Source organism: Gordonia sputi NBRC 100414, from assembly GCF_000248055.1.
Classification (GTDB): Bacteria; Actinomycetota; Actinomycetes; order Mycobacteriales; family Mycobacteriaceae; genus Gordonia; species Gordonia sputi.
This window is the reverse complement of sequence record NZ_BAFC01000084.1, coordinates 41,546-67,861: the sequence shown is the minus strand read 5'-3', so window position 1 is coordinate 67,861 and position 26,316 is coordinate 41,546. Positions and strand designations below refer to the sequence as shown.

General features: G+C 67.8%; 18 protein-coding genes and 1 pseudogene. 8 read left to right on the top strand and 11 right to left on the bottom strand.

What is annotated here, in order from left to right; genetic code table 11:
• Window positions 1-1,073, top strand: a pseudogene (locus GOSPT_RS24725) (discoidin domain-containing protein); the annotation flags it as partial.
• Window positions 1,074-2,005: 932 nt separating this feature from the next.
• Here the strand turns inward: GOSPT_RS24725 and GOSPT_RS23180 are convergent.
• On the bottom strand, window positions 2,006-3,349 hold the full coding sequence (locus GOSPT_RS23180) for an acyltransferase family protein (protein WP_083837482.1): 1,344 nt from the start codon (window positions 3,347-3,349) through the stop codon (window positions 2,006-2,008).
• Between the two features lie 116 nt (window positions 3,350-3,465).
• Here GOSPT_RS23180 and pgfA point away from each other — a divergent pair, with 116 nt between their 5' ends.
• Window positions 3,466-4,767: a cell envelope lipid trafficking protein PgfA gene (gene pgfA / locus GOSPT_RS14360; RefSeq protein WP_005207076.1), complete on the top strand. Its 1,302-nt coding sequence runs from the start codon at window positions 3,466-3,468 to the stop codon at window positions 4,765-4,767.
• Here the strand turns inward: pgfA and GOSPT_RS14355 are convergent.
• The gene (locus GOSPT_RS14355; protein ID WP_005207074.1) at window positions 4,658-5,917 is read right to left on the bottom strand and encodes a lipopolysaccharide biosynthesis protein; all 1,260 of its coding nucleotides are present in this window, start codon (window positions 5,915-5,917) and stop codon (window positions 4,658-4,660) included. The two genes, pgfA and GOSPT_RS14355, sit on opposite strands and share 110 nt — an antisense overlap.
• 41 nt (window positions 5,918-5,958) lie before the next feature.
• On the opposite strand from GOSPT_RS14355, the gene GOSPT_RS14350 reads away from it, so the two are divergent.
• Both GOSPT_RS14350 and GOSPT_RS14345 read left to right on the top strand, forming a co-directional pair.
• On the top strand, window positions 5,959-6,915 hold the full coding sequence (locus tag GOSPT_RS14350; RefSeq protein WP_005207072.1) for an HpcH/HpaI aldolase/citrate lyase family protein: 957 nt from the start codon (window positions 5,959-5,961) through the stop codon (window positions 6,913-6,915).
• Between the two features lie 44 nt (window positions 6,916-6,959).
• Window positions 6,960-8,792: an MmpA family trehalose lipid delivery protein gene (locus tag GOSPT_RS14345; protein ID WP_005207070.1), complete on the top strand. Its 1,833-nt coding sequence runs from the start codon at window positions 6,960-6,962 to the stop codon at window positions 8,790-8,792.
• Here the strand turns inward: GOSPT_RS14345 and GOSPT_RS14340 are convergent.
• Complete coding sequence (locus GOSPT_RS14340; RefSeq protein ID WP_039856084.1) at window positions 8,774-9,913, bottom strand: glycosyltransferase family 4 protein; 1,140 nt, start codon at window positions 9,911-9,913, stop codon at window positions 8,774-8,776. The genes GOSPT_RS14345 and GOSPT_RS14340 overlap by 19 nt on opposite strands.
• A 110-nt stretch (window positions 9,914-10,023) precedes the next feature.
• On the opposite strand from GOSPT_RS14340, the gene GOSPT_RS14335 reads away from it, so the two are divergent.
• On the top strand, window positions 10,024-10,752 hold the full coding sequence (locus GOSPT_RS14335; RefSeq protein WP_005207066.1) for a class I SAM-dependent methyltransferase: 729 nt from the start codon (window positions 10,024-10,026) through the stop codon (window positions 10,750-10,752).
• A 19-nt stretch (window positions 10,753-10,771) separates the two neighbouring features.
• Here GOSPT_RS14335 and GOSPT_RS24560 read toward each other — a convergent pair whose 3' ends face one another.
• The 8 genes from GOSPT_RS24560 to GOSPT_RS14295 all read right to left on the bottom strand — a co-directional run bounded on the left by GOSPT_RS24560 (window position 10,772) and on the right by GOSPT_RS14295 (window position 21,192).
• Window positions 10,772-11,614, bottom strand: a complete 843-nt coding sequence (locus tag GOSPT_RS24560) for a hypothetical protein (RefSeq protein WP_005207064.1) — start codon at window positions 11,612-11,614, stop codon at window positions 10,772-10,774.
• A 290-nt stretch (window positions 11,615-11,904) separates the two neighbouring features.
• Window positions 11,905-14,463: an ABC transporter permease gene (locus tag GOSPT_RS14325; RefSeq protein ID WP_005207062.1), complete on the bottom strand. Its 2,559-nt coding sequence runs from the start codon at window positions 14,461-14,463 to the stop codon at window positions 11,905-11,907.
• 3 nt (window positions 14,464-14,466) lie between these two features.
• The gene (locus GOSPT_RS14320) at window positions 14,467-15,375 is read right to left on the bottom strand and encodes an ABC transporter ATP-binding protein (RefSeq protein ID WP_005207060.1); all 909 of its coding nucleotides are present in this window, start codon (window positions 15,373-15,375) and stop codon (window positions 14,467-14,469) included.
• Window positions 15,376-15,475: 100 nt separating this feature from the next.
• Window positions 15,476-16,498 carry an esterase-like activity of phytase family protein gene (locus tag GOSPT_RS14315; RefSeq protein ID WP_039856082.1) on the bottom strand — a complete coding sequence of 341 codons (1,023 nt, stop codon included), beginning with the start codon at window positions 16,496-16,498 and terminating at the stop codon, window positions 15,476-15,478.
• Window positions 16,499-16,542: 44 nt separating this feature from the next.
• A complete protein-coding gene (locus GOSPT_RS14310) occupies window positions 16,543-18,369 on the bottom strand; it encodes a phosphoenolpyruvate carboxykinase (GTP) (RefSeq protein WP_005207057.1) in 1,827 nt (608 codons plus the stop codon).
• 216 nt (window positions 18,370-18,585) lie between these two features.
• A complete protein-coding gene (locus tag GOSPT_RS14305; protein ID WP_005207053.1) occupies window positions 18,586-18,936 on the bottom strand; it encodes a DUF6802 family protein in 351 nt (116 codons plus the stop codon).
• The gene (locus tag GOSPT_RS14300; protein WP_005207051.1) at window positions 18,933-20,312 is read right to left on the bottom strand and encodes a hypothetical protein; all 1,380 of its coding nucleotides are present in this window, start codon (window positions 20,310-20,312) and stop codon (window positions 18,933-18,935) included. The genes GOSPT_RS14305 and GOSPT_RS14300 overlap by 4 nt, the downstream gene beginning before the upstream one ends.
• 1 nt (window position 20,313) lies before the next feature.
• Complete coding sequence (locus tag GOSPT_RS14295; RefSeq protein ID WP_005207050.1) at window positions 20,314-21,192, bottom strand: hypothetical protein; 879 nt, start codon at window positions 21,190-21,192, stop codon at window positions 20,314-20,316.
• A gap of 115 nt (window positions 21,193-21,307) precedes the next feature.
• Here GOSPT_RS14295 and trmB point away from each other — a divergent pair, with 115 nt between their 5' ends.
• The 3 genes from trmB (at window position 21,308) to GOSPT_RS14280 (ending at window position 26,290) form a co-directional block, all read left to right on the top strand.
• On the top strand, window positions 21,308-22,174 hold the full coding sequence (gene trmB / locus GOSPT_RS14290; RefSeq protein WP_245548724.1) for a tRNA (guanosine(46)-N7)-methyltransferase TrmB: 867 nt from the start codon (window positions 21,308-21,310) through the stop codon (window positions 22,172-22,174).
• Entirely contained in the window at window positions 22,174-22,983 is an 810-nt protein-coding gene (locus tag GOSPT_RS14285; protein ID WP_005207045.1) for an NYN domain-containing protein, read from the top strand. The genes trmB and GOSPT_RS14285 overlap by 1 nt, the downstream gene beginning before the upstream one ends.
• A 136-nt stretch (window positions 22,984-23,119) precedes the next feature.
• Entirely contained in the window at window positions 23,120-26,290 is a 3,171-nt protein-coding gene (locus GOSPT_RS14280) for an MMPL family transporter (protein ID WP_005207043.1), read from the top strand.
• Window positions 26,291-26,316 lie beyond the last annotated feature (26 nt).

Sequence of the window (26,316 nt, the reverse complement as noted above, 5' to 3'; positions counted from 1 at the left end):
CGACGTCGGGCTCGGCGTCGGACGCCACCCAGCCGGGCCAGACGTCGCCCGCGAGTTCGCCTGCCGCCGCGTTCGACGGCGACACGTCGACGGCATGGGCGAGCAGCGGACTGTCGTCTGCGGTCGGGCAGTGGATGCGCATCGACTTCACCCGTCCGCGAAGCGATCTCGCCATCCGCCTGACCACGGCGAAGGCGCTCGGCGAAGACGTGTCGTCGATTCTGGTCACCACCGAGGCGGGTACGACGGTTGCGCAGGGCGTCGAGCCGAACAAGCCCGTGACGGTGACCGCACCCAGTGGTCCGACCCGCTGGATTCAGATTCGTGCCATCAGTACCGAGAATGGTTCTGCCGGAAACCAGTTCGCGCTCGGTGAGGTCGCGCTCACCGATCTCTCGTCAGGCATGCCGCTCACCATCCGCCACCGCATGGTGCTACCGACGCTGCAGGCAGATACAAAGGTGTCGAGTTGGGTCCTCTCCCAGGAACTCTCGGGCCGGTCGAGCTGTCTACTCGACAACACCCCGCTCGATCGGGCCACCGATGTCGTGAGATGCGCTGGCGGACTGGGCCTCTCACCTGAGACGCCCGGGGTCATGACGCTCGCACTGTCGGTGCCGAAACCGACCAGCGTCACACCCGTGATGGTGGTCCGACCGAAACCAGGCGATGCACTCAACGCACTGCTGGCGCGTCCGGGAGCTGTGACAGCGCGCGGGCCGTCGTCGGTGTCGGATCCGAGAGGCTCGGCACAGGCTGCGGTCGACGGCGATCCGACAACCGTGTGGACCGCCCGCGACGACGACAAGGACGGTGACAAGTCCGGCCGAAAGTCACGCCCCCGCCTCGACATATCGCTGCCCACGGCGCAACGCGTCGACCGCCTGCGCCTCGTGATGCCGCACGACTACCCTGCGGCGCCGACGCGCGTGTCGGTCGACCTCGGGACCGGCCCGCAGGAACACACCGTCGGAGGCGACGGCATCGTCGACCTGAACCCCGCATTCACTGACCATATTTCGCTCACAGTGCTCGCACGACGAGACCTCATCGACGTCAACAGCCTGGGATTCACCAGTGTCGCACCGACCGGGATTGCCGAGGTGCAGGTCGAACCCGCCCCGCAAGCACCTCCGCTCGACGATGCACACCCGATCTCCGTTGGCTGCAACGGCGGTGTGGGAATCACGGTGTCGGGCCAGGTGGTCGGCATGCAGATCCAGACGACGGCCGGGGCATTGCGCAGAGGCGAGCCGGTCGTCGCACAGCCCTGCACGCCGACCATAGGTCTCGGTGCCGGCGAGCAGGAACTGTCGGCGAATCCGGGCACCGCATTCACCGTCGACACCGTCGGGCTCGACGCAGGCGGCGGCTACGGTACCGCAGCAGCGTCGAATACCTCTGCCACACAGCCGGATTCGACCCAGAAGCCACACGTGCTCACCTGGGCCTCGACGTCGCGTTCGGTACAAATCGACGCCGCCGACGCCGCGCGGCTCCTCGTCGTTCCCGAGAGCGAGAATCCCGGATGGGTTGCGCGACTGGAAGGCACCGAGCTGCGGCCGGTCGTCGTGAACGGCTGGCAGCAGGGGTGGGAGGTTCCGGCCGGATCGTCGGGAACCGTCGCTCTCGAGTTCCGCTACGACACGCCTTACCGCTGGGCCCTGTTCGTCGGGTTCGTCTTGCTCGCAGTGCTTTTCGTTCTTGCGCTATGGCCGATGCGCACGCGACGAGAACCCGAGACGGCACCAGAGCCGACCGCCGAGTCGTCGTCGACGCCGCTCGCGGCGTGTGCGTGTGCCGGTGCCGGCTGGCTGGCGGCGTCCTGGCTACTGGCGGGGTGGTGGGGTCTTGCGATCTCCGTCGTCGTCGGCGCAGCCGTTGCGGCGCTGAGCCCGAGAGCGCGGGTGGTACTGACCTTTGTGGCGATGCTTGTGGCGACCGTCGGACTCGCAGCGGCTCCGTGGCATGCCGAGTCCGGATACAACGAATTCGCGTGGTGGGTTCAGCTTCCCGCGTTCGTCGCGGTAGCGAGCACTGTCTTCTCGGCGCTCGCCTCGGCCGTGCCGGAGTCGTGGCGAGACACGGTTTTTCGCTGGCTGCGCGCGGCAGGTGTCGCTCCTCGACGCCGCGCTTCCCGAGAGCGCAGCCAGTTGCGCGACGGCTCCTCGATGAAGGCGTAACTCGCCGCCGAGATCCCGATGCTGAGGATCGCGGTGATGATCCAGACCACTGCGGTGTGGCCGGTGAACGGAACGATCCCGAACAGCCCGAACACCACCGCGAGTACGGCGACGTGCCAGATGAAGATGCCGTACGACCACCGCCCGAGCGCGAGCATTGCCGGCGAGGTCAGGAACGGGAACGGGCGGTCGGAGACCCTGGCCAGCACTCCCGCCCGACCATCCGAGCAGATCAGCGGGGCGAGCAGCGTGAAACCGCAGATCGCACCCAGCGCCATCTTCACGGCGAACTGCCACGGCGCGAGAACTCCCAGCCCCGTCGGGCCCGCGATAGGTGTGCACGCGAGCCCGTACGCGACGACGAACACGACGAGCATGAGCCTGCGTCGTGCGCCGACCGCCGCGACCACCCGCGTGAAGCGAGTCGGCTGGCCCAGTTCGTCGGCACCCGCGACCTCGGCGAGCACCAGCCCCGCGACGAACCACGGGAGATGTCCGAGCACCCAGTTGGTCGGTTCGACGCCGTCGGGTGTCGGAAGCAGTTCGGCGATCCATCCCCAGCTCATGCTCACCGCACCGAGCGCGAGCAGCACGGGGATACGGGCCGACACGCTGCGGCCGCGCAGTGCGAACAACGCGAAGCCGAGGATCGGGAGCAGGAGATAGAACGCGACCTCGACCGAGAGGCTCCACATCTGGGTCAGACCCGCGGTCAGCGACAGCGGCACAAAGACCTGCGTGAGCGTCAGATTGGCGAACCACACCGTCGCGTCGGCTCCCTGCGCCTCGGGCAGCAGAGTCAACACGACGACCACGACGACGAGGTAGGCGGGCCAGATCCGCACCACACGGTGGCGCAGATAGCGGCGTATCGGCGGGTGCGCCGCGTGAGCCGACCGGCCCGCACTCGACCAGCCGTGCGCGCTCGCCACCCATGGCCGCCACAGCAGAAACCCCGACAGCGCGAAGAACAGTGCGACGGCGAGGTCGAGTCTGCCGAGGATCGGGCCGATCACCGGAAGCGCGACGGCACCCGTCTGAAAGGCGACGTGCGTGGTGAGCACCCCGAGCGCAGCCACCGCGCGCATGCCCTCGAGCTGCGGAAAGAACCTGGGCGCCGGGCGACTCGACGACGGGGCGCTCTGCGTCGTCGATGGGTCTGGCATCAGCCCAGGATACGGGCCACCGCGCTGCGCGTATCCGGCCAGCAAACCCGCACCCGAACCGGCACCGGAACCGACACCCGAGAGGCGAACAACAGGCGAACAGTAGTGTCGTGCCCATGTCGCAGGCCCGGAACCCGAGCCGTTTCAGCACGGCCGACCTCATCGGGCCGACTCTCATCTTTCTCGGCGCCTTCTTGATCGCGGTGACCATCGCGTTGCCGACGCTGTTCGTCGACCGCCTCCGCACCATCCCGCTCAGCACCGACCAGACCACTGTGTCGACGGCAGGCATGTCCGACGACGAGCACGCGCAGATCCTCGACCGCTGCTCGCTGAACACCCCACGCGCACGTGTCCTCGACGCGACCCTCGTGCGCCAGCAACGCGTCGTGGCGGTGCGGCCCGCCGATTCGCGACGGGTCACGCTGCAGGCCGGCGCATCGGTGCAGGCCGACCGCATCTGGCTCGACGGGAAGGAATCCGAGTCCGACGCCGCGCGACCGGGCAGCGAGGTCGCGCCCGCCGAGGGTGCCGACGCGTGCACCTCGCCGACGGTGTCGGCGGTCCGGGACCGCGTCACGCTCAACCGTCACTCCGCGCTGCCCGATCTCGGGGCAGTCGGCGGAACGCGGGGCAACTCCGAGATCCAGTACGACAGCAACTCCGCACCGGTCCAGGCGCCGGATCGTCGTGGCTACACCTACGTGCTGCCCTTCGATCCGCCGACATCGGGCGCGCGGTACTTCGACGTCACCACGCGTCGCACCGTCCCACTCCTCGACGCCGGGGAGTCACAGGTGGGCGGCCGCACCGCGATCCGGTACCGCGCCGAGGTCCCCGACACTGACCTCGCCGCCATCGGCTCCGGAACCCCCTCGGGCACCCCGGCCACGCGCATCACGCGACCGGCGTCGTGGTTCGGCATCTCCGACGGTGACCCGAACCGGCAGATCACCGCGACGCTGCATCATCGGGCGCGGTGGGACATCTCGGTCGACGCCGCGACGGGCGTGATCCTCGACGAACGCGTCGACGTCGAACAGACCTACCGCGTTGCCGGTTCCGATGGCCCAGGCTCCGGTGGCCCAGACTCCGATGCCCCAGGCTCCGGTGGCCCAGACTCGGGTGGCGCAGACTCGGGTGTCGCGCTCACCAACCTGCGCGCGACGTTCGGCTTCGACGCCCAGACGCAGCGCACGATGGCCGACGACGCGGCGTCGCTCGCCGGACCCGTCACCACCTGGGGTCGCGTGGTGCCACTGATCGCGGGCATTGTCGGCGCGCTGGCGCTGATCGCGGGTGCGCTGCTCACGTTCCCTGATCGGTGGCAGCGCTGGGTCGACGACCACCGGCCGCGCCGTCGGAGGCACGATCCGGAGTCCGATGCGAAAAACGAAGAGCCACAAGAGTTGTCGTGACCGCAGAGACGGTCGCCGCGACGGCGGCGATCACCGCGAGGCGTATCACGCTGTGCCCGAACAGAAGGATCGCGGCAGCCTCGATGGCGAGAAAGAGCCAGGCGAGGACCGAGATTCGCGTGCGGTCGTGCGCGATGGCCGCGAGCAGCGCCACCTGTAGCACCGCGAACGCCGCGCCGGTGAAGGCGAACAGTCCGAGCAGGTCGGTCAGCTGTCGGTAGTCGTCGCCGATCAGTACGGGCAGCAGTGGTCCGGCGAGCGCGCCGAGCACCGTGATCACCAACCCGATTCCGGCGACCACCCCGACCGCCTGCCGCAGTGACCGACCGGACGACGCGGGGTCGGCCAGTTGCGGATAGAACACGACTCCGACGGCTTGCGGCAACCAGAAGGCGACTTTCGTCGCGATGGCACCGAAGGCGTAGACGCCCGCATCACGCGGGTCGAGGACGGTGCGCGAGAGCAGGACGTCGAGCGAGACCGCGACCACGAGCACCAGTTGCACCTGCGACGCCCGGACGACGGTCGACAGGCCGGCACCCGGCAGTCCGGCACCCGGCGTGCTGCTCCCCGCGGGCATGCGTGCGCCGGCGAGACCCCATACGACGGCAGCGGCGACGGCGGTCCCCACCGCGCCGGCCAGCAGTCCTCCGGTCGGTCCGGCGCCCGCGGCGAGTGCCGCGATCGTCGGAGCAGAGCGAACCACCCCGACCGCCGCGAGAACGACTCCGAGCGTTCGGAACCGTCGACGTCCCTGCAGCACGCCCTGACCACCGCCGACGACGGTCAGCAGCGGCGCGGCCGCCAGGCCGGCCGCGGTGAGCGTCCACGACGTCGACGCGACCGCTGAGACCACCGGGACGGCGATGACCGCCAGCACAGCCACGGCGAGTGCACACCGCAGTGTGAGACTACGTATCCGCAGGTCATCGCGGCCGTGAACCACTTCGCGAGCAACCACCGCCTGCAGCGCGAGCGCGGGAACGGTCAGCACCAACTGTGCCGAGAGCGCGACGGCCAGCTCGCCGTACTCCGCGGGCGTCAGCCACCAGCGACCCGCACCGAGATGCACCGCGTAGGCGCAGACGTTGGCGAGCATCGAACCGACGGCAACCCACCCGACTGCATCGACGACGGGGGAACGCACCATGTGGTCAAGTGTGCCTCTCCGATGTGAAACGATAGACAGCGATGTATGACCAGAACACGCAGACCGACGTCGAGAGCTCCGACGTCGGCTTTCGCATCGACCCGGTTCTCGCGCGTAGCTGGCTGTTGGTCAACGGCGCCCAGCACAACCGATTCGCACACGCCGCGCGGTCGCGCGCCGACATCGTCGTGCTCGACATCGAGGACGCTGTCGCTCCCAAGGACAAGCTCACCGCGCGCGACAACGTCGTCGGGTGGTTGACCAGCGATCCCGGCACCGGCCCCGACGGCAACCCGCTTCCGGGCGGCGCGGGCGACTGGGTGCGTGTCAACGGCTTCGGCACCCCGTGGTGGGCCGACGACCTCGAGGCGCTCTCGAAGACCCCGATCGGCGGCGTGATGCTCGCGATGGTCGAGTCCGTCGACCACGTCACCGAGACCGCCAAGCGACTCCCCGACGTGCCGATCGTCGCGCTGGTCGAGACGGCACGCGGACTCGAGCGCATCAGCGAGATCGCGTCGGCGAAGGGCACCTTCCGGCTGGCGTTCGGTATCGGCGACTTCCGCCGCGACACCGGCTTCGGCGACAACCCGATGACCCTGGCGTACGCGCGCTCGCGCTTCACCATCGCCGCGAAGGCGGCCCACCTACCGAGCGCCATCGACGGCCCGACGGTGGGCTCGAGTGCGCTCAAGCTCAGTGAGGCAACCGCCGTCAGCGTCGAATTCGGTATGACCGGCAAGATCTGTCTGACACCCGATCAGTGCGCGCCGGTCAACGAGGGCCTCACGCCGTCGATCGACGAGATCACCTGGGCGAAAGAGTTCTTCGCGGAGTTCGAGGCCGAGGGAGGCGAGATCCGCAACGGCTCCGACCTGCCCCGCATCGCCCGCGCGACCAAGATCCTCGACCTCGCCCGCGCGTACGGGGTGACCGGCACGGAGTACGAGGTCGATCCCGGCCACGCCTCCGCACCGTCGGACACCTACCACTACTGAGTTCGCCGGACTCAGAACACCGGACTCAGAACACACGGCACGCCATGTCCCGGTTGCTGCCGACGCTCTGGGTGATCAGCGCGGCGTTGACCGCACTGATCCTCGGTCCACTCCTGCGCCCGGGATATCTGCTCTACCGCGACGCGGTGTCGACCCCTCGGTCGTACGTCACCGACACGACGTTGGGGATCGGCGATCTACCACCGCGTGCCGTTCCACAGGATTGGGCTGTGGCACTGGGCAGTTCGGTCATCGACGGTGGATTCCTCGTCACGGCAATCCTGTTCGCTGCACTGACCGTAGGCGGCGTCGGTTACGGCAGACTCGCGGCGCATCTCGTACCCGGTGCCGGCCGGACCGGGGCCGTCGCGGCCACGACTGTCTCGCTGTGGAATCCCTTTGTCGCAGAACGACTTCTCCAAGGCCACTGGGGACTACTCGTCGGATACGGCGCACTGGGGTGGATCGCGCTGGCCGCTGCCCGGTACGGTTCCGCCCAGTCCGGTGGCGCCCGGTGGGGTTTCACTACCTCGTTGCGGTGCTGGTTCGTGCTGGCCGCGCTGCTCGCCGTCGCCGGGTTCACGCCCAGCGGTTCACTTTTCGGCCTCGTCGTCGCGGTCGTCTGTGTGCTCGGGAGCGGTGGGGTGCTCGCGGGCGGCGGGTCGCAGGTGGCGCAGTCGTCGTGGCACGTGCACGCGCGGCGGGTGGCCGGTGTGCTGGTGGCGTGGGTGTCGGCGCTGCCGTGGCTCGTGGCCGCGCTGCTGACCTCTGCGTCGACCTCGACGGACGGCGCTGCGGGCGTGCGCGCCTTCGGGTTACGTTCGGAGCCTGCCCTCGGACCGCTCGGCACGGTGCTTGGCCTCGGCGGTATCTGGAACGCCGACGCCGTGCCCGCGAGCCGCACATTCTGGTGGGCGGCCGTCGCGACGGTCTGCCTGATCGCAGTCGTCGGCGTCGGCTCGATCACGTTGTGGCGCAGACGCGAACTGCTTGTCGACGCTCCGCTCGTGCGAGCGCTGGCGGAGCTCGCGGTGGTGGTGGTTCTTGTTCTCGCGATCACGTCCTTCGGACCGGGCCGCAGTGCACTTGCCGAGATCGTCAGCACGATCCCGGGCGGTGGCCTGCTCCGCGATTCATCGAAGTTCGTGGCGCTGGTGATGCCGATCGTCGCAGTGGCGAGCGCCGCGGCGGTGTGGCGGCTACGTGACCTCGTCCCTTCGGGTTTCGCGCTCGCGGCGGTGATCCTTCTCGTGGTGGCACCGCTCCCCGACCTCGCGTGGGGAGTCGGCGGGCGACTCTCGACGGTGCAGTATCCCGACGACTGGGCGCGCGTCGCGCAACTCGTGCCGTCCGACGCGGGCGACGTCGCACTGTGGCCGCCCGGCACCGTGCGGCAGTACCCCTTCACCGATTCGCCATCGCTCGACCCGGCCGCACGCATGCTGCGCGCGCCCGTCGTCGAATCGGGCGAACTCGTCGTCGACGGCGCGACCGTCGACGAGCCGACGCCACGCGCACAGCAGGTGACCGAAGCGCTGCGCGCCGGTGGTGACCCGACGACTCTCGCCCGGCTCGGCGTCGGCTGGGTGCTCGTCGAAAACCTCTCGGGCACAGCTCAACCCGACATACCTGCCGCACTGGCCGGCCGCGCGGACGTCGTCTTCCGCGGCCACGATCTCATCCTGTTCCGCATCGATCACCCGGCCGACGTCGGCGGAGCCTCCAGTGCGGCGCGGGCGTCGGCCTACGCGGCACACCTTGTCTGGGCCGCACTGATCATCTGCGGCGGCGTGGCTGCGCTGTGGCCGCTGCGGCGCCGTCGGGCTCGGGGCCTCCCCATTCGGGTCAGCAATAAAGCTCAGCCGCGCGAGGACTGATCGAAGACCGACATGAACCCGTCGGCGGTCGCAGACCACGAATAGCGTTGCGCCCGTGTGCGTGCGGCCGCACCGAGGCGGTTGCGTTCGGCAGGGTTGTCGAGGAGTTTTCGTGTCGCGGAGAGCATCTCGTCGACACCATCGACGAGAAGTCCCGTCTCGGCGTCGTCGATCGATTCGGCGAGACCGGTGGCGTGGCGGTAGCCGATGGTCGGCACACCCATCTGTGCGGCTTCGATGACCGCGAGCCCCCAGCCCTCCTTGCGCGACGACATCAGGTGCACGTCGGCCTCGGCGAGGATCTGATACTTGCGATCGTTCGACACGTGACCGTGAAAGGTGACCAGCCGCTCGACGCCGAGTTCTCTTGCTGCCGAATGTAATCGGGACGACCACCAACCGTCGCCGATGACGTCGAGGTGCACCTCACGCTCGCCCGCGCGGTGCAGGTCGGCAAGAACCCGCAGCGCGTCCTCGACCTGCTTGTGCGGGACGAGGCGGGAGAGCACGCACAGCCGAGCGACGTCGTGATCGCCGGCCCGCGGAACCGCCGAGTCAGGCGTCGGATCGATTCCGTTGTGCACCACGGTGATCCGATCGTCGTCGACGCCGAGTTCGACGAGCTCACGCGCCGACGGCGCCGACACGGTCACGTACCGGTTGCGACGGTGGACCCGCGGCGACACCCGCGACTCGAGGAACCACCCCAGCCTGCCGAGCAGTCGGCCGGCCACCGGCCACTGCTCACGGTGACAGTGATGCACGAGCACGATGGTCGGCGACGACGAGACCAGTGTCGCGAAGAACGGGATGCCGTTCTGCGTGTCTACCGTGGCGACGGGCGAGACTCCCGCGAGCGGGCCCAAGCCCAGCCGACCGGCGACGAGCATGGTCAGGATGGCCGGGTACACGGTGATCCGACCCCCTGCCCGCACGAAGCGCATGCCGTCGCGATCCTCGGTGCGCAACGCACCCGGGTACGACGAGGTCAGGTAGGTGACCCGCATTCCGCGTCGAGAGAGTTCCGCACCGACCCGCTCGAGGTAGGTTTCGCTGCCCCCACCCTGGGGGTGGCGGGTATCGCGCCAGCACAGCAGCACGACGTCGGACGGGGTATTCATCGCCGACAATGCTACGCAACCACCCCGGTAGCATCTCCGACGTGCCGCGACCGAGAACGACCACAGCCTCCTCAACGACGGGCACGACCACGACACGTGCCGACGCCGCGATGGCCCGACTCGCCACGCTCCCACGCGCGGCGGGGCTGCTCAACGACTTCCGCTACGAGCAGTCCGATCCCGCCCGCTTCTACCGTGCCCTCGCCGACGACACCGCCGACCTCGTGGGCGCGTTCGCCGAGCTCGACGGCGCTGTGGTGCTCGACGTCGGCGGCGGTCCCGGCTACTTCGCCGATGCGTTTCGCCAGCGCGGGGCGTCGTATCTGTCGGTGGAGCCCGACCCGTCCGAAATGCATGCGGGCGGTCTCGAACATCGCGGATCGGTGCGGGCGTCGGGCCAGCAGATGCCCTTCGCCGACGGCTCCGTCGACATCTGCATCTCGTCGAACGTCGTCGAGCACACGCCTGCGCCATGGGAGATGGCCGATGAGATGCTGCGGGTGACACGTCCCGGCGGCATCGTGATCATCAGCTACACGCTCTGGTGGGGTCCGTTCGGTGGACACGAGATGGGTCTGCGGCACTACTTCGGCGGCGCGAGGGCCGCGCGCTGGTACACGCGGCGCCACGGCCATCCGCCGAAGAACCTGTTCGGCACATCGCTGTTCGCCGTGACCGCAGACGACGGTCTGCGGTGGGCCCGCTCCCGACGTGGCCGCGCACGGCTCGTCGCCGCCTTCCCGCGCTACCTGCCGAGCTGGGCGTGGTGGGTGCTGCGCGTGCCGCTGGTGCGCGAGGTGGCCGCCACGAATCTGGTGCTGGTGCTCGAGCCGCGCTGAGGCCGATGCGTGCCGGGGCTCAGAGCCCCGCTGCGCAGCGCAGTGTGCCGCCGTTGCTGGTCGCCGAGGCGAGCAGTTCCTCACCGCGAAGGATGTTGCAGGTCACCGGGCCACGCACGACGACTGCGGTGAGTTCGGCATTGTCCCCGGTGACGGTGGCCTGCCGCGACCAGGGAGTGCCGGTCGCCGCGACGATCTCGTAGTCGTTGCCCTTGCGGAACCGCAGTGCGACGACGTCGCCGTTGCCGGTGATCTGGTAGGTCACGGCCCCTGCTGCGGGCGCGGGCGTCGTCGTGGTGGTGGTCTCCTCGGTGGTGGTTTCCTCGGTCGTCGTGGTGGGCGTCGTGGTCACCGTGGTGGTCGCGGGCGCTGTGGTCGCGACCGTGTCGCCGTCGCCTCCCGAACTGCGGATGATCGCGTAGGCGACGACGGCGATCAGCGCGATGACCGCGATGATCGCCACCACCAGGATCGCGGTGCGCTTGCCCCCGCCTGACGAGTCGGGGTCCTGTCCCGGCTGCTGCTCGTTCCCGTAGCCCTGCTGGTCGTAGCCCTGGTTGTCGTAGCCCTGCTGGCCGTACTCCTGGTTGCCGTACCCCTGCTGCCCGTAGCCCTGATCTGGATAACCCTGGTCTGGGTAGCCCTGCTCCCCGTACCCGTACTGCTGCTGGTCCCCGTACGGCTGCTGGTCCCCGTACGGCTGCTGGTCTCCGTACGGCTGGTTGGCGTAGGGATCGTGCTGTGAGTACGCCTCGGTGCGCGCCGTCGGGTCGCCGCCACCCGAGGGGTCCTCGCTGGGATCAAATGCCCGGGTCTCCGGGTGCTCGGCCGGGTCGTTCGGGTCCTCGGGTGGTCGCGTCATGGCGCCGATTGTGCCAAACGGGCCGTCGCCACACGTGGGACTGGTCCAAGACCTCTCGGTGTGGACAAGACCGCGGTGCGCATCTCCGGCGGTGGCGTAGCCGTTCGTCGCCCAGTGGTCATCGGGCCAAGGGTGGGCCGGTCCGCACGACAGGTCGATCCGTATGACAATCGGCACCGATTTCGGGCGCAACTGTCATACGGATCGCTGGACACTCGAGCACTCACGTATTCGAGCGCTCCCCCCTGTTGCCCGGTGGCACTACCCGCTCGCCACTATCGGCTCGACGCTCACGCCTCGGCGATCGCCTCGAGTGGTCGGGTGCGGGCGGCGCGGTTGGCGGGCCACAGCGCGGCGAGCACTCCGACGACGCCCGCGCCGATGAGCGTCACGACGATGAGCGTCCACGGCAGGACCGGATCGCCGAGGCCCCAGCGCGCCAGCGTGCGCACCAGCGCCCATCCGACGACCACGCCGATCACCACACCGACGAGCGCACCGTAGATGGCGATGAACACCGACTCGAGGTAGATGCTGCGTCGAACCTGACCGCGCACCATGCCGACCGCGCGGAGCATCCCGATCTCGCGGCGCCGCTCCACCACCGACAGCGCCAGCGTGTTGACGATGCCGAGGATCGCGATGACCAACGCCAACCCGAGCATCGCGTACAGGACGCCGAGCATCTGGTCGATCTGCTGCGACAGACTGCTCTTGAACTGTTCACGATCTTGCACCTGCACGGTGAGGAACGAATTGGTCGCGTTCTCGAGATCTGTTCGGAGCGTTGATGAGTCGACGCCGGGCTTGGCCTTGACGAATACTCCGAAGCTCATCCGCGCGGGCTCCGGCATCAATGACTCGTAGACCTTGCTGCCGACCAGCCACGGCTGCAACGATTCGTTGTCGGCGTACACCCCGTCGACCCGAGCGGGAACCTTGTCGCCGAGCGACGAGGTGAAAGTGACTGTGTCACCACGCTTCCAGCCCTTGTCGTTGCTCGTTCGCTGACTGACGAACATCCCGTTGTCCGGGAGTTGATCCGACGCGCCGTCGAGCATGTCGATGTTGGCGACGGTGCTGATCTGGCCGCCGAGTGGTGCGTAACCACTGGACTTGGTGTCGCCGATCCTCGCCTGCACCACACCGAGGCTCACCGAATCCTCAACGCCCTTCACACCTTTCACGGCCTCGGCGACCGCAGGCGAGATCGGCAGATTGTTGGTGCCGGTCACGATGTAGTCAGCGGTGATTCCCGTATCGACCGCGGTGTCGACGGTGCCCTTGAATGATGTTCCGAGCGTGCCGATCACGGCCACCAGGATCAGACCGAGCGTCAGCGCGAAGGCCGTCGCGGAGCTGCGTCGTGGATTGCGCATCGCGTTGGTCCGGGCCAGGTAGCCGATCGACCCGAAGGGTGCGCCGATGACTCGTCCGAGCACACCGACCACCGGCTGCAGTAGGGCTGGGCCCGCGAGCACGGCCGCCAGAATCGCGGCACCCGCGCCCACACCGACGATGATCGCACGCAGCATGCCCTCCCCCATGGCGCCCCACACGATCGCGACAACGGCGATCACACCGAACACCACTCCTGCGATCGTGCGGTTGCGCAACGACGACGCACGCTCGGCGTCGCTCGCTCGCATGGCTTCGACGGGTGGCACCCGAGCAGCACGCACGGCGGGAACCCACGCGCTGACCATCGTCACCACAACGCCGACGAACAGTGCGGCGAGCACCGCCCACACACTCACGTTGAGCGACGCCTGCGGCAGCCCCGACGTCGACGACGTGATCGCCTTGAGTGCAGCCGCGAGCCCGATGCCGACGCCGAGACCGACGAGTCCACCGATCACCCCGACGATGAACGCCTCGAACAGCACCGACCGCGACACCTGACGCTCGGTGGCACCCACCGCCCGGAGCAGTGCGAGCTCCCGATTACGTTGCGCCACAATCATCGAGAACGTGTTGTAGATGATGAAGGTGCCGACCACCAGGCCGATGGCGGCGAAGGCGAGCAGGATGCCGGTGAAGATCGTGAGGAACTGGTTGACGCGGTCCTTCTCGTCCTGGCGCACCTGATCTCCGGTACGAACCTTGAACGAATCCGACGCGAGGAGGTTCTTGACCCGATCGCGTAGTTCGGTGTCGCTGACGCCGCTGACCGCGGACATGTCGACCGTCGCGACGTGCTCACCGTCGGAGAGCAGTTGGCTTGCCGCGCTACGTTCGAACTGCACGTTCACGTACCCGCCGGTGTCGCCCTTGAGCTGACTGATACCGACGACCGTGACGTCCATCGGTTGACTCGAACCCTGTCCGACAACCACTTTCGTGGTCGACCCGACTTTGAGGTCGCCCTTCTCCGCCGCCGATTGGTTGAGCACCACCTCCTGGTAGCCGGTGGGTGCACGTCCGCCCGGCAGCAGTTTTCCGTCGTCGGGAGACAGCGACTCGTTCGGCGGAATGTACGCGGAGCCCAAGCTCGGCGCACCGCCGGTTTGCAGCGCCTTGCCGCGCGAATCGGCGATGGTCACCAAGCCCGTGTAGTTCGTCGACAGCTTGTCGACGCCGAGCTCCTTCTTCTGCGAGGTCAATTGTTCGACAACAGAATTCGGCACGCCGGCGGAGTTCGAATCCTCCGGGGTCACCTCGACGGACACACCTGGCGCCGCGTTGTCGAAGATCGAGTTGAACGCCTGCGAGATGGTCGACGTGAACACGATCGACCCCGCGACGAACGCGGTACCCAACACGATCGAGAAGACCGTCAGCGCGAGTCGCAGTTTGTGCGCACCCAGATTGCGCAGCGATACCTTCCGCATCACCGAGGAGGAGGCCATGTGTCAGCCCGCCTGCGTCGAATCCGCGTCGGACCCGGCGTCCGCAGCGTGCCGGCCGACGCCGGATTCTGGTGCGACAGAGCCGGATTCGTGCTTGCCGAGCTCTGCACCGCCAGTCGCATCAGCAGTCGCGCCAGCAGTCACACCGGCATCCGAGCCGGAATCGTCTGCGGGAAGGTCGTCGAGGTTCTTCATCATCTCGAACACGTCGTCCGCCGAAGGTCGAGGGAGCTCGCGGACGATCTTGCCGTCGGCGAGAAAGACGACGCGGTCGGCGTACGACGCCGCCCGCGGGTCGTGCGTCACGATGACGACGGTCTGACCGAACTCGTCGGTGGCCGCGCGCAGGATGGACAACACCTCGCCCGACGATCGGGAGTCGAGGTTTCCGGTCGGTTCGTCGCCGAAGATGATCGCAGGCCTGCCGACGAGTGCACGCGCACACGCGACGCGCTGTTGTTGTCCGCCGGAGAGCTCGCTGGGAAGGTGGTCGAGCCGGTCGCCGATACCGAGTCGGCTGATCACCGTGTCGTACCAGTCCTGGTCGACCTTGCGCCCCGCGATGTCCGACGGCAGCGTGATGTTCTCCGCGGCGGTCAAGGTCGGTACGAGGTTGAACGACTGGAACACGAATCCGATCCGGTCGCGTCGCAGAATGGTCATCTTCTTGTCGGACAGACCAGTCAGATCGGTGTCGCCGATGTGGACACGACCGCTGGTCGCGACGTCGAGTCCTGCGAGGCAATGCATCAGGGTCGACTTGCCCGACCCGGATGGCCCCATGATGGCGGTGAACTCGCCGGACCGAAATGACAACGTGACGCCACGCAGTGCGTGGACCTCCGTATCACCTGATCCGTAGGTTTTGACGAGGTCCTCGGCGCTCGCGCTTGCGCCCTGCTCTGATGTCATGGCTCAACGGTGCCATAGATTGATCGCATTGCCATCGGGTGATTCCCCCACTGCGACCACCCCGGCGCCCCTGAGATCTCAGGGTTGCCCCTGCGACGCGTCAGCGGGGCAGTTGGACCTCGAACGAGTGCACCCTGGTCGGCCCTGCGAAGGCGTTGTTCGTCACGACGAACAGGGTGCGCGTGCGGAAGTTCTGCCAGGGCAGATCGGGCTGCCAGTTACCCCATGCCATCGCCGACATGTTGCCCGTCGCGAGTCGGGGCGTGCCGTCGGTGTTGAAGATCGACTGCTTGGGCACCGCCTTCTCGGCACCCGAGAGGTTGGCTCGCCCGCCGACCTGATCGGCGCCACGCGTGGTGGCCCAGTAGATCGCCGTGCTGCGGCCCTTGCCACGCTCGAGCACGAGGAAGTCGGTGTTGTTGACCGCGATGACGTCGGCCGCGCTCTTACCCGGATCGGTGCGATACACGAACTCGGAGTTGGTCTTCCCGAACGTCAACAACCGCGCCGACGTTGCGGGATCCTGGCGGAGACCGCCTGCGGTGATCACACTGATCTGTCCGCGTGGCCCAACAGCGACGCCGGTGAGTCCACGCTGGCCGGCAAGCCCCGACTTCTTCGACGGCCGCCAGGCCGCGGGCAGACCGAGGTCACGAATGTACGTGCCGACCGGTCCTGCACTCTGCAGACGCACGAACTGATGGTCGCCACCACTGACGACGACGTAGCCGCCGCTGGTGGAGCGGATTCCCTCGTACTGCGCCGAACCCGGCAGCGGCGGGATGTTGCCCGGACCCAGCAGTACACCTCCGCCGTCGATTCCGGGATTCGACGTGAAGCCCGCGACGCCCGACGTGTAGCTGAACTGGCTCGTGAAGAAGCGTGCGGGACCGCCTCGACCGACGTCGGTCGAGATCATCGCGAAGCGGTTGGCGCCGATCCGATCGATACCCGAGATCGCTCCGAATGTCGGGACACCGTTGATGTAGGCCGTGTCGGTGTACCGGGCGATGAACGGCGTCGCCGAATGCGCCGTTCCGGCAGACATACCGGAGATACCGAGTAGAACGGACGTACCCAAAAGCGCAGAGACGATCGTTGCCCCCCACGAGCGAAGACTCATAGAGGGCAACGATACCTCAGTTACGGATGGGGCAGAAGGTGAGATCAGCCCAAGCGCTGCTTGAGGGCGTCGAGCTCGTCCTGCAGGCTCGTCGGGAGCTTCTCGCCGACGAACGCGAACAGTTCCTCGATCAGCGGCAGCTCGCGCCGCCACTCGTCGGGATCGACCGCGAGGGCAGCCTCGAGATCCTCTGCGGGCACGTCGAGTCCGGTGACGTCGATCTCCTCGGGCTTCGCGACGATGCCGACCGGCGTCTGCACGCCTTCGTTCTCGCCCTCGATGCGTCCGATGATCCACTTCAGGACGCGACTGTTCTCACCGAATCCCGGCCACAGGAAGCGGCCGTCGTCGCCACGACGGAACCAGTTGACGTAGAAGACCTTCGGGAGCTTCGACGCATCGGCGTTCTTGCCCAGGTTGATCCAGTGCTGGAAGTAGTCGCCGACGTGGTAGCCCATGAACGGCAGCATGGCCATCGGGTCGCGGCGGACGGTGCCCACCTTGCCCTCGGCGGCTGCGGTCTGCTCGGAGCCGACAGTGGCACCCATGAAGACGCCGTTCTGCCAGTCGCGGGCCTCGGTCACCAGGGGAACCGTGGTCTTGCGACGACCGCCGAACAGGATCGCCGAGATCGGCACACCCTGGGGGTCGTCCCACTCCTCGGCCAGCGAGGGGCACTGCGAGATCGGTGTGCAGTAGCGCGAATTCGGGTGTGCGGCAGGCTCATCCGAGTCCGGCGTCCAGCTACGTCCCAGCCAGTCGGTCAGGTGCGCAGGCTTCTCGCCGCCGATTCCCTCCCACCAGATGTCACCGTCGTCGGTCTCGGCGACGTTGGTGTACAGGGTGTTTCCGGCGTCGATGGTCTTCATCGCGTTCGGGTTGGAATCCAGGCTGGTGCCCGGTGCCACACCGAAGAAGCCGAACTCGGGGTTGATCGCGTAGAGACGACCGTCGTCGCCGAAGCGCATCCAGGCGATGTCGTCGCCGACGGTCTCGGCCTTCCAGCCCGGGATGGTCGGCTGGATCATGGCCAGGTTGGTCTTGCCACACGCACTCGGGAACGCAGCGGCCACGAAGTAGACCTCGTTCTCCGGGCTGGTCAGCTTCAGGATCAGCATGTGCTCGGCCATCCAGCCCTCGTCACGCGCGATCACCGATGCGATCCGCAGCGCGTAGCACTTCTTGCCCAGCAGCGCGTTGCCGCCGTAACCCGATCCGTACGACAGGATCTCGCGGGTCTCGGGGAAGTGGGTGATGTACTTGTTCGGGTTGCACGGCCATGCGACATCTTCTTGACCGGGCTCCAGCGGAGCGCCGACCGAGTGCAGACCCTTGACGAAGAAGCCGTCGTCGCCGAGTAGGCGCAGCACCTCGGGACCCACGCGCGTCATGATCTTCATCGACAACACGACGTAGGCGGAGTCGGTCAGTTCGACGCCGAGCTTCGGGTCGTCGGAGCCGAGCGGGCCCATGCAGAACGGGATGACGTACATCGTGCGGCCGCGCATGCTGCCGCGGAAGAGGGGCGTGAGGGTGGCGCGCATCTCGTCGGGTGCGACCCAGTTGTTCGTGGGGCCCGCATCCTCTTCACGCTCGGAGCAGATGAAGGTGCGCGACTCGACGCGCGCGACGTCGGCGGGATCGGACTTGGCCAGGTAGGAATTGGGCTTGTGCTCTTCGTTCAGCTTGAGCAGCGTGCCGGACTCGACGAGTTCTGCGGTGAGACGATCCCACTCCTCGTCACTGCCGTCGGACCACACCACGCGGTCGGGCTGAGTGAGCTCGGCGACCTCGGCCACCCATGCCAACAGCGCTTCGTGTTTTGTCGGAGCGGTGCCGGGTTCCAGGCCCGGAATCGTGGCGGCGGTCATATTTCCTCCTCCGAGGTGGCGACCCGCATTGGCCGCCCCGTGTGGGTTGCTTATCCCCAGGATACTGTGACCGAGCGTGCGCTAGGGCCTGGGGCTACGAGATGCGGTATAGGCCACATTCGCACACGTCAGAGGGGGTTGCAAGGTGACCCATGTCGGATTTCCGAGGACATGCAACCCACCACCACCAGGACTTTCTGCTCTATGCGAACCCACTCACTCGAGTCGACCCGAGTCCGTGGCAACCCAGATGCCGGTGTTGCGGTCGAGTGTTTGGGAGGCAAACGAGCCGTCGGAGCCCACCTGTGTGATGCGATCGACCTGACCGTCGTGGTCACTGTCGGTGTACACCGTCAGGCCTCCGGGACCACTGCGAGTCAACGAATCGGCCACTCCGTCGGCGTCGGTGTCGACGTCGGCGGGGCCGAGATCCCAGATGCGGCCGTCGTCGTGCATCAGCAGGTTGTCGGCGGGCGAACCGGGCTGCGCACCCGGGTCGGTGGAGTCGCCCCAGTCCCGGTGCTCCTCACCGGATACGTCTCCGAAGTCGAACGAGTCGATGTTCACTGCCTACCCCCACTGACTGCCCCGCCCGCTGCGCGGAGCTCTTTGAGACGTTGATCGATCTCGGCGATCTCGTCGGCGATTCGACGACCCTGGCGATCGTATGCGCGCAGCACCTGGCCGCCGATGCGTGATTCCGCCTCGGTGAGCTGCATGGCGACGCGACGCTCGACCCGGGCGCGGACGTCGGCGAGCACGTCGTTGACCCAGGTACGCACCTGCGCGCGCGTGGTTGCCGCGCGTCGCATCCGGATCACCCACACCGCCACCGCGAGTCCGAGGAGCAGCGCCGCGGGCATGCTGATCCACTGCAGCGTGTGCACCGATGCCAGCGGCGCGACCGCGAGCCTGCCGATTCCGATACCCGTCGACGCACCGATCAACAGCACCATCGCGTCCTCGCCGGTTCGTCGGCCCGACGACAGATCGCGGCGGGCGACGATCGGCTCGTCGTCGCGGTGTGCGGGCGGATCGTCGACGTCGAGTCCGACGAGAGTCGACGACGCGACGGCGTCGAGTCGGGTGTGGGTGATGGCGTCCAGGTCGGTGACGAGACGTCCGATCTCGCGGTCGAGCCAGGCGGCGTCGACCTCGACGTCGGAGCCGGTCGTCGAGGTGCCGCGGTGTTCGGCGCGCGCGACGAGCGCACGGACCCGCGCCGCGATGTCGGCGCTGCTCTGCGCACGCACGCGGACGATTCCCGCGCGAAGCGACGCCAACCGGTCGGCCCGTCCCCTGTCCCTGAGCGCCAACAACCGTGCGCGACGGATCGCCAGGGCGTCGGGGTCGACGCGGTCGCCGGAATCCACAGCGGCCGGGGTCGGTGGTTGCGGGGCGGTTGCTTGCTGGGTGCGTGCTTGCGGGTTGCGTGCAGGGGGTTCAGCGTTCGGTGTCGCGAACCAGTCGACCAGATCGCCGATGCCCGACTCGCCCACGGCACCCGCGAGCGCCGCAGCCGCCGACACCGCGAAGACCGGTAGCGCTCCGGCGGGATCGAGTTCTGACCGATATCCGCGCACGATCCGCGGCCAATCCCAGAACGACTCGATGCGGTCGCAGACCAGCGCAACGTGCCCCACCATCGAGGTCAGCTCCCGCAGCGCGGCGACGTCCTCATCGTCGACGACCGCCGATGCCGGGTCGATGACCAGCACCGCAGCATGCGTGCGCGCATTGTCGCGGTCCGGATCGAACGCTACGACGTCGATGGTCGGACCCTCCTTCGACGCCGCGACCGCCCGACACGCCTCCACCAGAGGCTCGACGTCGACACCCTCGGCGGCAGCCACGGCCACCCGATACAGCGGAATCACACCCGGGGTCGGAATCACACCCGCCGCCGAATCGGCGGCGTCGAGCGTCGACAACTCGGAACCCACGTCACACACCTCCCGTGCACAGGAGGCGTTCGACGCTGTCACGGTCGGCGCCGGCCGCAGCGGCCAGCTCGAGCGATGCGCGTACCTGCGCACCCCGATGCGCGACGACCGCGGGCATGCACGCCGCGAACGCCTCCCGCAGAGCGTCGAATCCGCTCGTCGCCCGCAGATACCCGGTGAGCGTCGACGCGCTGCCGGCCGCGGGATCGGCGACGGCCACAAGGCTCAGCGCACGCGCGACACCGGCCGCGTCGAGGCGTCGAAGCAGGTCGGCGCGCATCTGCGACTGCGCAGGCCGTGCGGGCGCGAGAAAGTGGCCGGACATCGACGGCATCACCTCATCGTCGGCGACAAGTTGGCGGAGGAACTCGAACTCGTCGTCGGACACCGTGGCGCACGCCGACAACTGCGAGACCGCGACGACGGGCCTGCCGAGCGACTCACTCGCGGCGCGGACGAGCCCGGCCACGGCATCGGCTGCGCCGGAAACGGCATCGGCTGCGCCGGAAACGGCATCGGCTGCGAGCGTGTCGGCCTTCCCGAGGACGACGACGGTCCGTTCGCGTGGCGAGGCGCCGAGCATCTCGTGGTCGGCACGTCGTGGCGCTCCGGCGAGCACATGCACTCGCAGATCGGCGCCGGCGAGCACGCCGGACCCACGCTCGGCCACGAATGCCGCGACACCGAAGCGCTCAGACAACGCACGCGCCATCGTGTCGCGACCCACCCCACGACGACCGACCACCGCAACCGACAGCGGCTGCACGTAGCGCCGGGCGGCGGCGTCGAGCGTGGCAAAAGCGGGCGAATCGGGCGCGACGAGCTGCCCGATCGATCCCGACGACAGTGCGAGCGCGAGCGGACCCGTTGGATCGATCACGCACTCACCCCCGCTCAAGACCGGCCCATCTTCCCTGGTGGAAGGGTAGTCGCAGTTGGGCGAGGTGGCGCAGCAGATTGCACAAGCGGGTGTCGAGGTGTGCATGACCGACCCGATGGGCCACGATGGACCGGTGAACTCCTCCCCCGGACCGGCCAACGGCCAAGGCGACGCGTCACGCCTCTACCCACGCGTGACCAGCTTCCGCTTCCGCCGCGGCTCGCTGACGCCGGGCCAACAGCGCAACTGGGAGACGCTGTGGCCGGTGCTTGGCCGCGACCTGGCCACCGACCCGGCCCAGACCCCGGAACCACCCATCGACTTCGACGCCCTCTTCGGGCGCGAGGCACCCCGGGTCCTCGAGATCGGCAGCGGAACCGGCATCTCGACGGCCGCGATGGCCGCGGACGAACCCGACGTCGACGTGATCGCCGTCGAGGTCTACAAGCCGGGCCTTGCACAGCTCGTCGGTCTCGTCGACCGCGCAGGCCTGACCAATGTGCGCATGATCCGCGGCGACGGCGTCGTCGTGTTGCGTGAGCTCATCCCCTCCGAATCGCTCACCGCGATCCGACTCTTCTTTCCCGATCCCTGGCCCAAATCGCGCCATCACAAGCGTCGATTCGTCCAACGGGGCACCATCGAACTCATGGCTGACCGACTCCGGCCCGGCGGCGTGCTGCACATCGCGACCGACCATGCCGACTACGCGGAGTGGATCGCCGAGATCCTCGCGACCCAGAACCCCGAGCGCGTCCACGTCGTACCCGCGACGACGGGGGTTCCGATCTCCCTCGAACGTCCGACCACCAAGTTCGAGGGTCGCGCAGAGCGCGAGGGCCGCGAGGTCAACGAGTTCGTGTACGTCCGACCCCGCGAGAAGGGGACGGCAGACGCCCCAGACAACCCCGAAACCCCTGAAGCTCCAGAAACCCCGGACAACCCCGAAGCTCCAGACACCCCGACAGGCGGCGAAGGCTGATGACCGACACCCGTGGATCGGCCGCACGCTTCGCCGACACGATCTCCGGACAGAGCGGCGCGCAGCGCGTCCTCCTGGTCTGGGACGCCCCCAACATGGACATGGGCCTCGGGTCCATCCTCGGCGGACGACCGACGGCGGCGCACCGACCGCGGTTCGACGCACTCGGCCGCTGGTTGCTGCAGCGCACCGCCGACATCTCTGCACAGGCAGCGGTCGCGGCCTACGATCACTCCGTCGGCGATGACGCCACCGATGCCTACGGCGATAGCGATGACGACGACAGCAGCGGTGACGACAGCAGCGACGACAACAGTGATGTCGACGACATTTCGACGACGGCCGACGCCGCGGTCCAGATCGAACCCGAGGCGACGGTCTTCACCAATATCGTGCCTGGTAGCGCCGACGTCGTGCGGCCGTGGGTCGACGCGTTGCGCAACGTCGGGTACGCGGTTTTCGCCAAGCCGAAACTGTCCGAGGACAGCGATGTGGACCCCGACATGCTCGACCACATCGAACTTCGCAGGCACACTGTTGGGTTAGCCGGGCTGATCGTCGCCTCCGCGGATGGTCAGGCGTTCCGGGATCCGCTGGTCGAGATCGCCGCCGAAGGCGTTCCGGTCACGGTCATCGGTTTCCGCGAACACGTGAGCTGGGCGCTCTCCACGGATGGGCTCGAGTTCGTCGATCTCGAGGAGATTCCCGGCGTCTTCCGGGAGCCACTGCCCCGCATCGGGCTCGACTCACTGCCGGACGACGGAGCGTGGCTCACCCCGTTCCGCCCGCTGCGCGCGCTTCTCCGCTGAGAGAGCGCCCGTCAGCTCGGGGCGGAAACCCCAGCACCCAGCCCCTAGCCTCATTGCCAAACCTCAGCAAGCACTCAGGCACCACTGAAACAATCTCGGCAACTATCTCGGCGAGATTTTCTCGAAAGGAGTCGGCGTGTTCGGAGCCATCGGCACATTCGTCTTCCGGATGCGCTTTGCCGTCATTGCGGTGTTGGTCGCCATCATGGGCGGCCTCGGCCTCTACGGACTCGGGCTCGGCAATCACCTGTCGCAGAGCGGCTGGTTCGATCCGACAGCCCAGTCGTCGAAGGGTTCGGTCGTCGCCGACACCGCCTTCGGCCGCGACCACCGCTCCGACGTCATCCTCCTCATCACCCCGCCCGCAGGCACGCTGGTCGACGACAAGCAGTTCGGAAGCAAGGTCGAGCAGGTCGTCGACGATCTTCTGAGGCAACATCCCGATGTGGTGCAGCGCGCCGCGGCCGCTCCCGATTCAACCGATAAGCAGGCCTACGAGAACGCGCTACGCAACAACCAGGAGATCATCGACCCCTTCTATCTGAAGGACGACACGGTCGCGCAGAAGGCCGCGCAGGACACCATCAGGTCACGGACGTTCACCGCCGACAAGAAGCAGGCCTTCATCAGTATCGGCGTCGCGGGCAACGACGACACCTCGGTACTCGCGAACTACAAGAAGATCGAACCGTTCCTGCAGGGCGTCGTCGACGATCCCGGTAAGTACGGACTCGAGGGCACCCGATTCCAACTCGCAGGCCTGCAACCCGTCGCCGGTGCGATGGCCAGCGGTATGGACGACGACATCCGACGCGCCGAGGTGATCGCACTCCCGCTCGTCGCGGTGATGCTGTTCTTCATCTTCGGCGGTGTCATCGCCGCCTGTCTCCCGGTGTTCATCGGTGGTCTGACGATCGCGGGCTCGCTGGGCATCATGAACATCATCGCCCAGCTCACCGAGCTGAATATCTTCGCGCAATCGGTGGTCACGCTGATCGGCCTCGGTATCGCGATCGACTACGGCCTGTTCATCGTCAGCAGATTCAGAGAAGAACTCGCCGAGGGTTACAGCACCAAGGCCGCGGTACGAAGAACCGTGATGACCGCGGGACAAACCGTGGTCTTTTCGGCGACGATCATCGTCGCCGCCATCGCCTGTCTGCTGATGATGCCGCAGGGCTTCTTGAAGTCCGTCGCGTACGGCGCGATCTTCTCGGTGTCGTTGGCCGCGATCCTCTCGATCACCGTGCTGCCGGCCATCCTGAGCATCCTCGGACCGAAGATCGACGCCTTCGGGTTGCCGTTCCTCCGACGCACGAAGACCAAGGCGGAGATCGAGAACGGTTTCTGGGGCCGCCTGTCGGGGTGGGTCATGCGCCATCCCATCGCCACCGCGGTGCCGACCGTCCTGATCCTGCTGGTCCTCACCATCCCGATCGGCGGCATCAAGTTCGGCGGCATCAGCGAGGCTTATCTGCCGCCGAACAATCCGAGCCGTGTCGCCCAGGAGGACTTCGACAAGGCGTTCCCGAAGGAACGCACCGAAGAGATCAAGCTCGTCATCTCCTACGACGTCAACGACCCCGACAGCGGCGCCAAGATCCAGCAGATTGCCGACGAAGCCAACAAGATCCCCGGCTTCACCAAGCAGTTCAGCCCCTCGGCCGACGACGGCGCGCTCACCGGAACCTACGGCTTCAACGGTCCGCAGGTCATCCAGATGTCGGCGGGTCTGGTCAACCGCGATACCGCGGGCGAGGCCGTCAAGGACCTGCGTGCCATCGACAAACCCGCGGGCATCAAGATGTGGGTGGCGGGAACTCCCGCACTCGTGCAGGACTCCATCGATGCCCTGCTCACCCGACTGCCGCTCATGGCGATCCTGCTCGTCCTGGTCACCGGGCTGTTGATGTTCCTCGCCTTCGGTTCCGTGGTGCTGCCGATCAAGGCCGCTCTGATGTCGGCGTTGGGCCTCGGCGCGACGCTGGGCATCCTGACGTGGATCTTCGTCGACGGCCACGGCGCGTCGATCGCCAACTTCACGCCGGGACCGTTGTTCGCCGCTGTCCTGGTGCTGATCATCGCGATTGTGTTCGGCCTGTCGACGGACTACGAGATATTCCTGTTGTCCCGCATGGTCGAAGCGAGACAGAAGGGCGCGAGCACCACGGAAGCGATTCGCGTCGGTACCGCGCACACCGGTCGGATCATCACGGCCGCCGCGGCGATCCTCATCGTCGTGACGGGCGCGTTCGGACTGTCCGAGATCGTGATGATGAAGTACATCGCCTACGGCATGATCGCGGCGCTCATCCTCGACGCCACCATCATCCGTATGCTGCTCGTCCCGTCGACGATGAAGCTGCTCGGTGACGACTGCTGGTGGGCACCGCGGTGGATGAAGACCGTCCAACGCAAGATCGGCCTCGGCGAAACGATCCTCGACGACGAGCCCGGCGCGAAGCTCGTCGGTGCAGGTGCCGGTGCCGGCACGCAGGGTATGCGTGCGGGCACGCTGATCGCCGAGGTACCGACGACCGCCATGCGAGCGGCTCCGCGTGCTGCCGCGACGGTCTCGGCGGGTGCGGCCACACGCTCCACACGCGCAGGGTCGGCACCCCGCCCGACTGCACCCCGGTCGGGCCCCACGCCCCAGCCGACACAGCGTCGTGCTGCGCAACCACCTGCCCAACCCCCGGCAGCCCAACCTCCCGCTGCCCAGCACCCAGCCGCCCAGCACCCAGCCGCGCGCACCCGGCCGTCGCAGCCGCCGTCGGATCGACGCCCCGCGCTGCGCGATCAACGTCCCGCCCAGACGCTCGACGAGATCGAGCCGGTACGTACTGCGCGCTCGACTCGCCCGTCGGCACCGCGACGTCAGAAGTCCGACCGTCCCGACACGGGCGGATGGATGCTCGGCGAAGGCGGCATCCGCCTGAACCAGCCACAGACCGGCGCCGCGGGCCCGTCGCCGCTGGGTCGACGCCCCGACCTCGACAAGACCGGCAAGCGTCCGCTCGTCGCGTCGCTGTCACCGGAGCAGGCGAGGGCGTCGCAACGGCGCGCACCCGAGGGTTCACAGTCGCCGATGGAGCGTGGACTCTCGCCCGACGCGGCACGCCGAGCGCAGCAACCCGTCGCACCGAGCGAGGATCACGAGACCCGCACCCCACCGCCGCGGCGTCAGCGGACCGACGACGGACCGAGTCGATCGTCGGATCGGCACGCGCGCGCAGACGAGAATCCCGGCGAGAACCGCCAGATCAGCGTGCAGGAGTTGTTGCGCCGCAGCCGTTCCGGCGAGTAGCGGTCAGCGCCCCGGTGGCCGTACCG

Bases quoted from the DNA above. Each gene is read 5' to 3' on its own strand.
- GOSPT_RS14320 (WP_005207060.1), bottom strand. From the start codon at position 15,375: ATGACATCAGAGCAGGGCGCAAGCGCGAGCGCCGAGGACCTCGTCAAA.
- GOSPT_RS14345 (WP_005207070.1), top strand. From the start codon at position 6,960: ATGTCCCGGTTGCTGCCGACGCTCTGGGTGATCAGCGCGGCGTTGACC.
- pgfA (WP_005207076.1), top strand. From the start codon at position 3,466: ATGTCGCAGGCCCGGAACCCGAGCCGTTTCAGCACGGCCGACCTCATC.
- GOSPT_RS14350 (WP_005207072.1), top strand. From the start codon at position 5,959: ATGTATGACCAGAACACGCAGACCGACGTCGAGAGCTCCGACGTCGGC.
- GOSPT_RS24560 (WP_005207064.1), bottom strand. From the start codon at position 11,614: ATGACGCGACCACCCGAGGACCCGAACGACCCGGCCGAGCACCCGGAG.
- GOSPT_RS14340 (WP_039856084.1), bottom strand. From the start codon at position 9,913: ATGAATACCCCGTCCGACGTCGTGCTGCTGTGCTGGCGCGATACCCGC.
- GOSPT_RS14310 (WP_005207057.1), bottom strand. From the start codon at position 18,369: ATGACCGCCGCCACGATTCCGGGCCTGGAACCCGGCACCGCTCCGACA.
- GOSPT_RS14315 (WP_039856082.1), bottom strand. From the start codon at position 16,498: ATGAGTCTTCGCTCGTGGGGGGCAACGATCGTCTCTGCGCTTTTGGGT.
- GOSPT_RS14355 (WP_005207074.1), bottom strand. From the start codon at position 5,917: ATGGTGCGTTCCCCCGTCGTCGATGCAGTCGGGTGGGTTGCCGTCGGT.
- GOSPT_RS23180 (WP_083837482.1), bottom strand. From the start codon at position 3,349: ATGCCAGACCCATCGACGACGCAGAGCGCCCCGTCGTCGAGTCGCCCG.
- GOSPT_RS14325 (WP_005207062.1), bottom strand. From the start codon at position 14,463: ATGGCCTCCTCCTCGGTGATGCGGAAGGTATCGCTGCGCAATCTGGGT.
- GOSPT_RS14285 (WP_005207045.1), top strand. From the start codon at position 22,174: ATGACCGACACCCGTGGATCGGCCGCACGCTTCGCCGACACGATCTCC.
- trmB (WP_245548724.1), top strand. From the start codon at position 21,308: ATGGGCCACGATGGACCGGTGAACTCCTCCCCCGGACCGGCCAACGGC.
- GOSPT_RS14335 (WP_005207066.1), top strand. From the start codon at position 10,024: ATGGCCCGACTCGCCACGCTCCCACGCGCGGCGGGGCTGCTCAACGAC.